General features: G+C 71.3%; 10 protein-coding genes. 7 read left to right on the top strand and 3 right to left on the bottom strand.

What is annotated here, in order from left to right; all coding sequences use genetic code 11:
- The first annotated feature begins 84 nt into the window (after positions 1-84).
- The 6 genes from ABT123_RS05305 to ABT123_RS05330 all read left to right on the top strand — a co-directional run bounded on the left by ABT123_RS05305 (position 85) and on the right by ABT123_RS05330 (position 8,805).
- Positions 85-1,884, top strand: a complete 1,800-nt coding sequence (locus ABT123_RS05305) for an ABC-F family ATP-binding cassette domain-containing protein (RefSeq protein ID WP_351309981.1) — start codon at positions 85-87, stop codon at positions 1,882-1,884.
- A gap of 156 nt (positions 1,885-2,040) precedes the next feature.
- Complete coding sequence (locus ABT123_RS05310; protein WP_351309983.1) at positions 2,041-3,675, top strand: outer membrane protein assembly factor BamB family protein; 1,635 nt, start codon at positions 2,041-2,043, stop codon at positions 3,673-3,675.
- Positions 3,676-3,698: 23 nt separating this feature from the next.
- Complete coding sequence (locus tag ABT123_RS05315) at positions 3,699-5,570, top strand: outer membrane protein assembly factor BamB family protein (protein WP_351309985.1); 1,872 nt, start codon at positions 3,699-3,701, stop codon at positions 5,568-5,570.
- Between the two features lie 123 nt (positions 5,571-5,693).
- Complete coding sequence (locus ABT123_RS05320; RefSeq protein WP_351309987.1) at positions 5,694-6,368, top strand: response regulator transcription factor; 675 nt, start codon at positions 5,694-5,696, stop codon at positions 6,366-6,368.
- 157 nt (positions 6,369-6,525) lie between these two features.
- Positions 6,526-7,494 (top strand): UDP-glucose 4-epimerase GalE, encoded by a 969-nt coding sequence (gene galE / locus ABT123_RS05325; RefSeq protein ID WP_351309989.1) that lies wholly within the window; start codon positions 6,526-6,528, stop codon positions 7,492-7,494.
- 459 nt (positions 7,495-7,953) lie between these two features.
- A complete protein-coding gene (locus ABT123_RS05330; protein ID WP_351310130.1) occupies positions 7,954-8,805 on the top strand; it encodes a LuxR C-terminal-related transcriptional regulator in 852 nt (283 codons plus the stop codon).
- Here ABT123_RS05330 and ABT123_RS05335 read toward each other — a convergent pair.
- Entirely contained in the window at positions 8,764-9,261 is a 498-nt protein-coding gene (locus ABT123_RS05335; protein ID WP_351309991.1) for a MarR family winged helix-turn-helix transcriptional regulator, read from the bottom strand. The two genes, ABT123_RS05330 and ABT123_RS05335, sit on opposite strands and share 42 nt — an antisense overlap.
- A gap of 130 nt (positions 9,262-9,391) precedes the next feature.
- Here ABT123_RS05335 and ABT123_RS05340 point away from each other — a divergent pair, with 130 nt between their 5' ends.
- A complete protein-coding gene (locus tag ABT123_RS05340; RefSeq protein WP_351309992.1) occupies positions 9,392-10,297 on the top strand; it encodes a trans-aconitate 2-methyltransferase in 906 nt (301 codons plus the stop codon).
- Between the two features lie 109 nt (positions 10,298-10,406).
- Here ABT123_RS05340 and ABT123_RS05345 read toward each other — a convergent pair whose 3' ends face one another.
- Both ABT123_RS05345 and ABT123_RS05350 read right to left on the bottom strand, forming a co-directional pair.
- Positions 10,407-11,156 (bottom strand): FG-GAP repeat domain-containing protein, encoded by a 750-nt coding sequence (locus tag ABT123_RS05345; RefSeq protein ID WP_351310131.1) that lies wholly within the window; start codon positions 11,154-11,156, stop codon positions 10,407-10,409.
- Entirely contained in the window at positions 11,153-12,118 is a 966-nt protein-coding gene (locus ABT123_RS05350) for a hypothetical protein (RefSeq protein WP_351309994.1), read from the bottom strand. The genes ABT123_RS05345 and ABT123_RS05350 overlap by 4 nt, the downstream gene beginning before the upstream one ends.
- Positions 12,119-12,240 lie beyond the last annotated feature (122 nt).

Below are 12,240 nucleotides of genomic sequence, written 5' to 3' on the forward strand. Positions count from 1 at the left end.
GGTCGGCCGCTGGTCGAGCGTCCGTGGGCCGGTGGGAAGGTTAGGCTGAGGGGCTGATCCATCCCTTTCCCTGGAGCGCGTCTGATGGCCGTCAATCTGGTCAATGTCGAGGCAGTCAGCAAGGTGTACGGCACCCGTACCCTGCTCGACGGCATCTCCCTCGGCGTGTCCGAGGGGGACCGGATCGGTGTCGTGGGCCGCAACGGCGACGGCAAGACCACCCTCATCCGGATGCTCGCCAAGCTGGAGGAACCCGACACCGGCCGGGTCACCCACACCGGTGGAGCCCGGATCGGAATCCTCACCCAGCACGACTCCCTCGATCCGGCCGCCACCATCCGGCACGAGATCATCGGCGACATGGCCGACCACGAGTGGGCCGGCAACGCCAAGATCCGCGATGTGCTGACCGGCCTGTTCGGCGGCCTCGACCTGCCCGGCTTCGGGCAGGGGCTCGACACCGTCATCGGCCCGCTCTCCGGCGGCGAGCGCCGCCGCATTGCGCTCGCCAAGCTGCTCATCGCCGAGCCGGATCTGCTCGTCCTCGACGAGCCCACCAACCACCTCGACGTCGAGGGCATCTCCTGGCTGGCCCGGCACCTCCAGGAGCGCCGCTCCGCACTCGTCTGCGTCACCCACGACCGCTGGTTCCTGGACCAGGTCTGCACCCGTATGTGGGACGTCCAGCGCGGCGAGGTGCACGAGTACGAAGGCGGCTACAGCGACTACGTGTTCGCCCGTGCCGAGCGCGAGCGGATCGCCGCCACCGAAGAGGTCAAGCGGCAGAACCTGATGCGCAAGGAGCTCGCCTGGCTGCGCCGCGGCGCCCCGGCCCGTACCTCCAAGCCCCGGTTCCGCATCGAGGCGGCCAACGAGCTCATCGCCGATGTGCCGCCGCCCCGCGACACCTCCGAGCTGATGAAGTTCGCCAACGCCCGGCTCGGCAGGACCGTGTTCGACCTGGAGAACGTCACCGTCCAGGCCGGACCCAAGACCCTGCTCAAGCACCTCACCTGGCACCTCGGCCCCGGCGACCGGATCGGCCTGGTCGGCGTCAACGGCGCCGGCAAGACCTCCCTGCTGCGCGCCCTCGCCGAGGCCGCCCGCACCCAGGGCGAGACCCAGCCCGCGGCCGGCAGCGTCACCGTCGGCAAGACCGTCAAACTTGCATATCTTTCCCAGGAGGTCGGCGAGCTCGATCCGTCCCTGCGGGTGCTGGAAGCCGTGCAGCGGGTCCGCGACCGGGTGGACCTCGGCAAGGGCCGCGAGATGACGGCGGGTCAGCTGTGCGAGCAGTTCGGCTTCACCAAGGAGAAGCAGTGGACGCCGGTCGGCGACCTGTCCGGCGGCGAGCGGCGCCGACTGCAGATCCTGCGGCTGCTGATGGACGAGCCGAACGTGCTCTTCCTCGACGAGCCCACCAACGACCTCGACATCGAGACCCTCACCCAGCTGGAGGACCTCCTCGACGGCTGGCCCGGCTCGATGATCGTCATCTCCCACGACCGGTTCTTCATCGAGCGGACCACCGACACGGTGATGGCCCTGCTGGGTGACGCCAGCCTGCGCATGCTGCCGCGTGGCCTGGACGAATACCTGGAGCGGCGGCAGCGGATGATCGAGGCGGCGGCCCCGGCGCCCGCCCCGGCCGCCGCGCCGAAGTCCACCGCCTCGGGCGACTCGCGCGCCGCGAAGAAGGAACTGCAGAAGATCGAGCGGCAGCTCAACAAGCTGTCCGACCGGGAGACCAACCTGCACGCCCAGATCGCGGAGAACGCCACCGACTACGACAAGGTGGCCAAGCTCGACGCCGAGCTCCGGGAACTGCTCTCCGACCGCGACGAGTTGGAGATGCGCTGGCTGGAGCTGGCCGAAGAGGCCTGAGCCGGCGACATCCCGGCGACATCCCGGCGACGTAACGACGGCATCACGGGCCGGTCCTCCCTTGGGAACAGGGGTGCGACCGGCCCGTCCGCTGTCGGGAGCGAGTGGTAGAAAGGTCATTCCCCCCACGCCTCCTGACGCTGAAGGTATGCGCTGATGACGAACCCGCCGCCGGTTCCCGAGGGTTACGGGCATCTGCCCGGTCCTCCGCCACAGGGGTACGGGCACCCGCAGCCGGGTCCCAACCCGTACGCGGGGCAACCGCAGCAGCCGCAACAGCCCCCGCAGCCGCCGCAGTACGCGCAGCAGCCGCCCGTGGGGTACGGGTACCCGCCGCCGATGCCGCCCGGCCCGCCGCCCGGCTCCGGCACCCCGGCCAAGCGGAAGACGACCATCCTGATCGCCGCCGCAGTGGCCGGCGTACTCGCCCTCGGCACGGGCGGGTTCTTCCTCTTCACCGGCGGCGACGACGAGAAGAAGCCGCTTGCCCAGCCCTCGTCGAGCGCGAGCGGCGACGCCAAGCCCGATGGCGCGCCCTCCCCGGACGCCTCCGTGGACGACGGCGACGGCAACGGCACCGGCCGCACCGAGAACGAGGACCTCAACGCCGACCGCAAGCCCGGTGAGGACAAGGTCCTCTGGCTGAAGAAGAACGAGGTCGAGCTGCCCGGCGGCGGTGGCGACGCCCCCGCCCAGTGGATCGTCGGCGACACCGTGGTCAAGGCCGTCTACAAGTCAGTTACTGCTTATGGCGTCACCGACGGCAAGCAGCGCTGGACCGTGCCCTTCCCGGCCGAGATCTGTGCCGCCACCGGCCAGACCACGGCCGACGGCAAGACCGTCGTCATGTTCAACAACGGCGACTCCAGCAGCGCCGACTGCAATCAGATGAAGCTGATCGACCTGAAGGCCGGCAAGGAGGGCTGGACGAAGGAAGTGCCCCAAGAGGGCCAGTTCGACTTGCTGAGCTCGGTCAGCCTGTCCATCACCGGGGACACCCTCGGCGTCAGCCGGCTCGGCAAGGCCAGCGCCTTCAAGGTGAGCACCGGCGACAAGCTGTTCGGTCCCCCCGAGCAGGGCTGCAAGCCCGACTCCCTGGCCGGCGGCGCCAAGCTGATCGCGATCGCCGGCTGCGCCAAGGACACCGAGGAACTGCAGGGCCTCGACCCGGCCACCGGCAAGATCACCTGGAACTACAAGTGGGCCGAGGGCTGGAAGGTCAGCCGGGTGTACTCCACCGACCCGCTCGTCGTGGACGCGTCCAAGAAGGCGACCAAGGAGCGCGTCATCGCGGTCTTCGGACCCGACGGCAAGGTGCGCAGCCAGCTCACCGGCGAGGGCAAGTTCTCGGCCCGCTGCGGGATATCCATCTTCTCCGGGCCGCAGGCCTGCACTGGCGTGGTGGTGGACGGCACCGCCAACACCATCTACCTGCCCACCGAGGGCGACTCCAACGAGATCGTCGCCTTCGACCTGGGCACCGGCAAGATCAAATGGCGGCACCCGGCCGGCCAGGGCCGCTCCGCGGTCCCGCTGAAGGCCGAGGGCGGCAACCTGATCGCCTACCTCGAGCCCGACTACGACAAGGGCGGCGAGGTGCTGTCCTTCCCGGCCGGCGGGGGCAAGCCGAGCACCCTGCTGCGCAATCCCTCGGGAGTGGCCGCGCCGGTCGAGAGCGGGTTCTACAACCCGCAGGTCGACTACGCCGACGGCCGGCTCTTCCTCTCCGCCACGCGCCTGTCCGGCAGGAGCGAGGGTCCGGAGAAATTCCTGATGGTCTTCGGCAAGTGAACGACGAGAGGCAATAGAACCCCATGAGCACCCCGCCCCCACCCCCGCCGAACCAGCCCCCGCAGCCGCCGAACCAGCCGCCCGCGGGTGGGTTCGGCGCGCCGCAGGAGCCTGCGCCCGGCGGCTTCGGTGCGCCTCCGCCGCTCCCGCCGACGCCTCCGCAGCAGCCTGCGGTCCCCCCGCAGCAGCCCGCCGCCCAGCCCGGCTTCGGCGCTCCCGCCGACTCCGGCTTCGGCCAGCCTGCCCAGCCCGCACAGTCCGGCTTCGGCGCCCCCGCGCAGCCCGGCCAGCCGAGCTACGGATACCCGCAGGACTCCTACGGCTATCCGCAGACCCCGCCGCCGGCGCCCGGCTATGGCTTCCCGCAGGGCCCGCACACCCCGCAGCCCGCCCCCGTGCCCCCGGCCGGCACAGGCCAAGGCGGCGGTAACGCCAAGCGCAACCAGCTGATGATCATCGGCGCGGCGGTCGTCGCGATCGCCGTGATCGTGGCCGGCGGCGTCTGGCTGGCCTCTGGCGACGGCGACGAGGGCGGCAACAAGCCCGTGGCCAATGGCTCGCAGAGCCCCGGCGGCGGCGACAAGCCGGGCGGCTCCGGCGGTTCCGGCGGCTCCGAGAAGCCGACGGGCAAGACCCAGTCCAAGACCCTGATCAACCTCGAGCAGCCCAACGTGCCCCCGGACGCGGACGGCGGCTACAACACCATCGGCACCCACGGCTCCTGGCTCACCGACTCGGTGTACGCCAAGTCGGACGTCGCCAAGGTCGTCGGCTACAGCCTGGACAACGGCAGCCAGAAGTGGACGATCCCGCTGCCGGCGCACATCTGCGCCGCCAGTCCGCAGGCCTCCGACAACAAGGCGGCCATCCTCTTCCAGGACTTCCTGCCGACCGCCGAGAAGAAGTACCCCAAGTGCAGCAAGGTCGGCGTCCTCGACCTCAATGCCGGGAAGCTGCTCTGGTCCGGCGATGCCAAGTCCAGCACCGGCGGTGACGACAAGGTCACCTTCGACGAGATCACCGTCAGCGGCCAGACCGTCGCGGCCGGCGGCACCAACGGCGGCGCCGCCTGGAACCTCGCCGACGGCAAGGTCCTGTGGGAGCCCAAGGTCGACGGCCAGCGCTGCTTCGACATGGGCTACGCGGGCGACGCGAACGGCCTCGCCGTGCTCCGCAAGTGCGGCCAGATCGGCAGCCAGACCCTGCACGCCCAGGTCCTGGACCCCACCACCGGCGCGCCGAAGTACTCGTACAAGATGTCCCCGGGCATCGAGTGGGGCCAGATCATCTCCACCAAGCCGCTGGTCGTCGTCGCCAACGTCAACCGCAGCGCCCCGAACGCCACCGGCGTCAGCGACATCTTCGTGGTCGACGAGAGCGGCAACCTGAAGACCACCATCTCGCTCACCTCGGGCAACTACGACCCCAAGTGCAACAGCACCAACGTGCAGGAGTGCTCCAAGATCGTGGTCGGCAACGGCAAGGTCTACCTGCCGTCCATCGAGCACCAGGGCACGGGCAACGCCGGCGGGCCGCGGACGAACGAGATCCTCTCCTTCGACCTGAACACCGGCAAGCAGACCACCGACCGGGCCGACGCCGGCGAGCGGTACACGATGTGGCCGCTGCGCATGGACGGATCGAACATCATCGCGTACAAGCGCCCGCCCTACGACAAGGGCGGCCAGGTCGTCTCCCTCGACGGCGCGACGATGAAGGAGACCGTGCTGATGGTCAACCCGGACGACAAGGAGACCCGGAGGGCTGAGACCCAGTTCCTGCCGGGGTCGGAGTTCCTTTACAACAACGGCCGGCTGTTCATCGCCGACAACATCATCAGCAACTCGAGCCGGATCGAGAAGCAGTACCTCTTCGCCTCGTTCACCACGCACTGACCCGACCGGGTTCGCCCGACACCCGAGCGGTTCAGGCCGAAGCCCCCGGAAGGTCCGTCCTTCCGGGGGCTTCTGCGCAGTAACCCCGACGCATCCTCGAACAAGCGTGTAGCTTGCCGGGACATGGGCGTACGGGTGATGGTGGTCGACGAGCACCGGCTGCTGGCCGAGGCGCTCGCCTCCGCGCTGAAACTGCGCGGGCACCGCGTGCTGGCCGCTGCCGCGCCGGCGGCGGGCGCGGCCGAGCTGGTGATCAGCCGGGCCCCCGAGGTCTGCCTGCTGGGCACCGCGACCCCCGCCGAGCCGGGGGTGTTCGAGCCGGTGGTGCGGATCAAGCGGGAGCGCCCGCAGATCGCCGTGGTGGTCCTGGGCCCGGTGCCCAGCCCGCGCGGCATCGCCGCCGCCTTCGCGGCCGGCGCCTGTGGGTACGTACGGCAGGACGAGCGCATCGAGGGCGTGGAGCGGGCCCTGGCCAAGGCCCGGGCCGGGGAGGTCGCCGTATCCCCGCAGCTGCTCCAGGGGGCCTTCGCCGAGCTGCTGAACCCGGCCGCCCAGCCCGACGACGAGGCCGGGCGGCTGCTGCGGCTGCTCACCCCGCGCGAGGTGGAGGTGCTGGTGCGGGTCGCCGAGGGCGAGGACACCCGGCTGATCGCGGCCGGCATGGCCATCGCCCCGAGCACCGCCCGCACCCATGTGCAGCGGGTGCTGATGAAGCTGGGCGTGGGCTCCCGGCTGGAGGCCGCCGCCCTGGCCGCCCGTACCGGCCTGCTCGACCGGGCCGAGCTGCCGGCTCGCTAGGCTCGGTCCGGTTCCGGGGTCAGATTCCGGGGTCCGGAGTCCCGTTCGGGACGCGCCCGTGCGGGTCCGATTTCCCCGTGGGCGCCGAATCGGGTAAGCCAGAGACGACAGGCCGCGCGGGTGCGCGGTGGTGCGACTGCGAGAGTGAGCTACGCGAGTGAGCAAGTATCTGGTCACCGGCGGCGCCGGATACGTGGGCAGCGTGGTCGCGGCCCACCTTCTGGAAGCCGGCCACGAGGTCACCGTCCTCGACAACCTCTCCACCGGCTTCCGCGCCGGAGTCCCCGCCGGTGCGGCCTTCATCGAAGCCGACATCAAGGACGCCGCCCGGCACCTCGACTCCTCCTACGAGGCCGTGCTGCACTTCGCGGCTTTCTCGCAGGTCGGCGAGTCCGTGGTCAACCCGGGCAAGTACTGGGACAACAACGTCGGCGGCACCATGGCGCTGCTGGCCGCGATGCGCGAGGCCGGGGTCCGCAAGCTGGTCTTCTCCTCCACCGCCGCCACCTACGGCGAGCCGGAGGCCACGCCGATCACCGAGACCATGCCGACCGCGCCGACCAATCCGTACGGCGCGTCCAAGCTGGCCGTGGACCACATGATCACCGGCGAGTGCGCGGCACACGGCCTGGCCGCGGTCTCGCTGCGCTACTTCAACGTGGCCGGTGCGTACGGGCAGTACGGCGAGCGGCACGACCCGGAGAGCCACCTCATCCCGCTGGTCCTGCAGGTGGCCCTGGGGCAGCGCGAGGCGATCTCGGTGTTCGGCGACGACTACCCGACCCCGGACGGCACCTGCATCCGCGACTACATCCACGTCGCCGACCTGGCCGAGGCCCACCTGCTGGCCCTCGGCGGCGCCACCGAGGGCGCGCACCTGATCTGCAACCTGGGCAACGGCAACGGCTTCTCCGTGCGCGAGGTCATCGAGACCGTCCGCAAGGTCACCGGGCACGAGATCCCCGAGGTGGTCTCCGCCCGCCGGGCCGGCGACCCGGCCGTGCTGGTCGCCTCCGCCCGGGCCGCGCACGAGAAGCTCGGCTGGACGCCGCGGCGCCCGGACCTCGCCGGCATCGTCGCGGACGCCTGGGAGTTCACCCGCCGCCGTCAGGCCGAGCAGGGCTGAGCCGGAAGAGCCCCTCAAAGGCCCCTCAAAGGCGTACGGCCCCGGCGCGCGCGACAGCGTGTGCGCCGGGGCCGTGTCATGTGCGCGGGCGCCCAGCGCGTACACGCCGCGTGAAATGCCCCCCGTGCAACTGCCTGTGGCACCCGCAGGGCCGGAAACAGGCTTCCGAAGCGCATAGACGGTTCATTTTCGGCCACTCCACGGCGCGCTCGAAGCCCCCTCGCCGGAAAACAGCGAGAAAAACTTCTGCTATTCGGCCAACCGCGCACCGCACCCGCCCCTACGCTGAAGCGTGACACCGGTGGGGGCCGGTGTTGATTCAGGGGTCGAGATACGTCGGGTACGACGTCCGGTCCGGGGTAGTGCAGTGATGTTGCGGCGGCGGCCGTGCGACTGCGGATCACCGGGTCCCGGTCGTCGTACCCGCCGTTGTCCGTTCCCCGACCCTTGGGGGTGTCTGTGGTGCGTATCCGGGTTCTCGTGGTGGACGATCACCGCATTTTCGCCGAGTCGCTCGCTGCCGCGCTCGCGGCCGAGCCGGACGTGGACGTGTCCGCGGCCGGCAGCGGTCCTGCCGCGCTGCGCTGCCTAGAACGAGGCGCGGCCGAGGGCCGCCGCTTCGATGTCCTGCTGGTCGACGCCGACCTCGGCGCCGCCGCCGGGGCCGTCGCCGTGCCGGCCCAGCGCGAATCGGGGTCCGGTCCGCCGCCGGGCACCGCGACCGCGGGCGGCCCGCCGGGCGCCGCGGGTGCTCCGGGTGCCGCGGGTGCCCCGGGCGCCTCGGGCGACGGGATCGCGCTGGTCGCCGGTGTCCGCACCTCCCACCCGGGCGTCCGTACGGTCGTCCTGGCCGAACGCGACGAACCGCGCCGGGCCGCCCTGGCCCTGCAGGCCGGGGCCACCGGCTGGGTGGCCAAGGACTGCTCGCTGTCCCGGCTGCTGGCGGTGATCCGGGGCGTGCTCCGGGAGGAGACGCACCTGCCGCCCGCGCTGCTCACCGGGGTGCTGCGGGAGCTGACGGCGGCCCGCAAGCACCGTACCGACAGCGAGCGGCTGGTCGAGTCGCTGACCCCGCGCGAGCACGAGGTGCTGCGCTGCATGGTGGCCGGGCTGGGCCGCAAGGACGTGGCCGCGCGGCTGTTCCTGTCCCCGCACACCGTCCGTACGCACATGCAGAACGTGCTGGGCAAGCTCGGGGTGCACTCCACGCTGGCGGCCGTGGCGCTGGCCCGCCGGGCCGGCGTACGGCCGGCCGACCTCGGGCCGGGACTAGCCGGGGACGTTGTCGAACGGAGCGGTCAACCGGCGTAGCAGTGCGGCCAGGTCCCCGCGCTGGGCCCGGGAGAGCTGGGCCAGGATCGCCCGCTCCTGGGCGAGCAGCCCGGCCAGGGCCTGGTCGGCCGCCTCGCGCCCCTCGGGGGTCAGGCGGACCAGTACCCCCCGCCGGTCGCTGGGGTCGGGCAGCCGTTCGACGAGGCCCTTCTTGGCGAGCCGGTCGATGCGGTTGGTCATGGTGCCGGAGGTGACCAGGGTCTGGGTCAGCAGCTGCCCGGGGGAGAGCTGGTAGGGCGCTCCAGCCCGGCGCAGGGAGGTCAGGACGTCGAACTCCCAGGGCTCCAGTCCGTGCTCGGAGAAGGCGATCCGGCGTGCCCGGTCGAGGTGGCGGGCGAGCCGCGAGACCCGGCTGAGCACCTCGAGCGGTTCCACGTCGAGGTCAGGGCGCTCCCGCCGCCATGCCGCGACCAGTCGGTCGACCTCGTCCTCCATGCCGATCATTGTAAGGGGTCTGTCGATGTGAAGTCTCTTGACGTCAAGATATATTTTGCGCCACTCTGGGCATGGAGGGGGCCGGAGAAGCTTCCGCTTCCACCGGATCCGCCAGCAGGGAGGCTCGAACATGCATTCCGACATCGCGCCGGGTCGATGCCCCACGACCACGGTCGACCAGCAGGCCCCCAACACCCCCACCACCCCCGTCACCGCCGCCGCGCCCGCCCCACCCGTCTGGGACCCCCAGCAATATCTGCGACATGCGGACCATCGCGCCCGGCCATTCCTCGACCTCCTCGCCCGCATACCGGAACTGCCCACCCGGCCCGCCCGCATCGCCGACCTCGGCTGCGGCCCCGGCAACGTCACCGCCCTGCTCGCCGACCGCTGGCCCGAGGCCCGTATCACCGGTTTCGACCTCTCCCCGGAGATGCTCCACCGCGCCGACCGCGAGTACGCCGGCCCCACCCCGGGAGGCGGCAGCCTCGACTTCCGCCGCGCCGACCTCGCCAGCTGGCTGCCCGAGGAGAGCTACGACCTGATCGTCTCCAACGCGGCCCTCCAGTGGGTGCCCGGCCACCCCGGCTCCTTCGCCTCCTGGATCAACGCACTCCGCCCCGGCGGCACCTTCGCCTTCCAGATCCCGGGCAACTTCACCGCCCCCAGCCACTCCCTGCTCGCCGCGCTCTGCGACACCCCGCGCTGGCGGACCCGGCTGGCCGGCCACGGCGCCCGCTATACCCACCTCCTCGAACCCGGCGAATACCTGGCCCGGTTCACCGAACTGGGCTGCACCACCGACGTCTGGGAGACCACCTACCACCAGCTGCTGACCGGCCCCGACCCGGTCCTCGACTGGGTCAAGGGCACCGCACTGCGGCCCGTCCTCACCGCCCTCGGCAAGGACCACGAGGCCGTCGACGCCTTCCTGCTCCAGTACCGCGACCTGCTGCGCGACGCCTACCCGCCCGGCCCCCGGGGCACCGTCTTCCCGTTCCGGCGCATCTTCGCCATCGCCCGCAGAGAGGCCTGACCGGTGCTCAGCTCCGGCGGGATGAGCGCGCACCGGTTATGACGCGGCGGCGCCCCGCCACCGGGAAACCGGTGACGGGGCGCCGCCATGTGCTGTCCTGCTGGCCGGACTAGTTGAACTGGGCGTACGTGTTCCAGCCCTGCGCCAGCCACTCGCGGCCCGCGAAGGCGTGGGTGCCGCCCCAGCCCTGTGCGCGGTAGAGCCACATCGTGCCGCTGGAGTCCCGCGCGATCAGGTCCGCGCGGCCGTCGCCGTTGAGGTCACCCGGGACGGCGATCCCGCTGTAGCCGTTCCAGCCGTGGCTGTACCACTCGCGCGCGCCGAAGGGCGCGGAGGCAGAGCCGGTGCCCTTGTAGACGTACAGGTGGCCGTCGTGGGCCGCGGCCACGATGTCCGGACGGCCGTCGCCGGAGATGTCTCCGCCACCGACGATGGTCTTGTACGTGTTCCAGCCCGCGCCGATCTTGACCGGGGTGCCGAACCAGGTGCCGGATCCGTTGCCGGCGCGCAGCCACAGGTTGCCCCAGCTGTCGCGGGTCAGCAGGTCGCCCTGGCCGTCGCCGGTCAGGTCGCCGGGGCCGACCACCAGGTTGGTGTTCGAGAAGTCGCCGGCGACGTTGGTGCCCTTGCTGCGGTTGTGGAGGGTGGAGCCGTTCCAGACCAGCTTGTGCAGCCAGTTCGTCTTGTCCAAGCCCGCGGCGCTGACCAGCGTGGTGCCGGGGGTCCACGGCTGCACCCAGTCGAGGCGGTCGTCGATGAACCGGCCGTTGGTCTGGTTGACGTGCTCCCAGACCTCGTTCGCCCCGTCGACACCGACCACGCTGTGCTTGCCGTAGACCGGGGTGACGCCGGAGTTCACGATGGCCTCGTCGACCGTCCAGCCGCTGCCGATCTTCTGCCGGGCGGCGAACTTGCCGTTGCCCAGGGAAGCGTAGCCGTACAGGTCACCGTTGGGCTGGACCGCGTACAGGTCGGCCTTGCCGTCGCCGCTCCGGTCGTCCACACCGAGGATCTTGTTGTAGGTGTTCCAGCCGCCGCCGACCCAGGTGCGGGCCTTGAACGGGGCAGAGGCAGAGCCGGTGCCCTTGTAGTAGTAGAGGTGGCCGTCGGGGCTCTTGGCGACCAGGTCGGCGATGCCGTCGGCGTCGAGGTCGTTGGCGCCGACGATCTGGTCGTACGCCCCCAGCCGCTGCCGACCTTGACCCGGCCGGCGAAGGGCTCGCCGGTGGCCGCGCCGGTGGCGCGGTACAGGTAGAGGTCGCCGGACGGGGTGCGGGCCAGCAGGTCGCCGCGGCCGTCCTTGGTGAGGTCGCCGGCGGCGATCAGCTTGTTGTAGACCTGCCAGCCATGGCCGGTCCAGGTCGCGGCCTGGGTGCCGGTGCTGTACGCCTGGTGCATGGCCAGACGGCCGTCCCCGTGCCACAGCAGGAGCTCGGTGCCCCAGCCGCCGCGGATGTTGCCGACCGCGATCATGTCCCGGGCGGTCTCGGTCGCCTCCCCGGAGATCTTGTAGGTGTCGACGTTGTCCGTGGTGCTCTGCAGGCTTCCGGTGTACCCGGAGTGGTTGCGGAACATGAAGTCGGACAGGCCGTCCCCGTCCAGGTCCAGACGCGGCTTCGCGGCGCGGGCGGCGAAAGTGCCCTTGGCCGGAGCGGGGGCGAAGTCGCCGGCCGTCCGCTGCTGCTTCGAGGCGGACGCGGACGGCTGCGGCTTCACGGGCTCGGCGCCCGCCGCCTGGGCGGGAGCCGCCGACAGCAGGGTGCCCGCGGCGACGGCGAGGGCGGTGCAGGCCGCGAGGCGGCCGAAGCGCTGAGAGCGCAAGGAAGACAAAGGGTTCCCCCTGGATCGCAGGTGAAACCGGGTGGAAGTCGACACGCGAAGGCGCACGCGGAAAAGGCCGGCGGCGCGCGGTGAATCGAAATTCCCCCCCGGGAAAGTGATCG

The sequence above is a fragment of the Streptomyces sp. NPDC002054 genome (genome assembly GCF_040296685.1).
Classification (GTDB): domain Bacteria; phylum Actinomycetota; class Actinomycetes; order Streptomycetales; family Streptomycetaceae; genus Streptomyces.

Excerpts from the sequence above, each read along its gene's own strand:
- ABT123_RS05305 (WP_351309981.1), top strand. The coding sequence starts at position 85 with ATGGCCGTCAATCTGGTCAATGTCGAGGCAGTCAGCAAGGTGTACGGC.
- ABT123_RS05310 (WP_351309983.1), top strand. The coding sequence starts at position 2,041 with ATGACGAACCCGCCGCCGGTTCCCGAGGGTTACGGGCATCTGCCCGGT.
- ABT123_RS05315 (WP_351309985.1), top strand. The coding sequence starts at position 3,699 with ATGAGCACCCCGCCCCCACCCCCGCCGAACCAGCCCCCGCAGCCGCCG.
- ABT123_RS05320 (WP_351309987.1), top strand. The coding sequence starts at position 5,694 with ATGGGCGTACGGGTGATGGTGGTCGACGAGCACCGGCTGCTGGCCGAG.
- ABT123_RS05335 (WP_351309991.1), bottom strand. The coding sequence starts at position 9,261 with ATGGAGGACGAGGTCGACCGACTGGTCGCGGCATGGCGGCGGGAGCGC.
- ABT123_RS05340 (WP_351309992.1), top strand. The coding sequence starts at position 9,392 with ATGCATTCCGACATCGCGCCGGGTCGATGCCCCACGACCACGGTCGAC.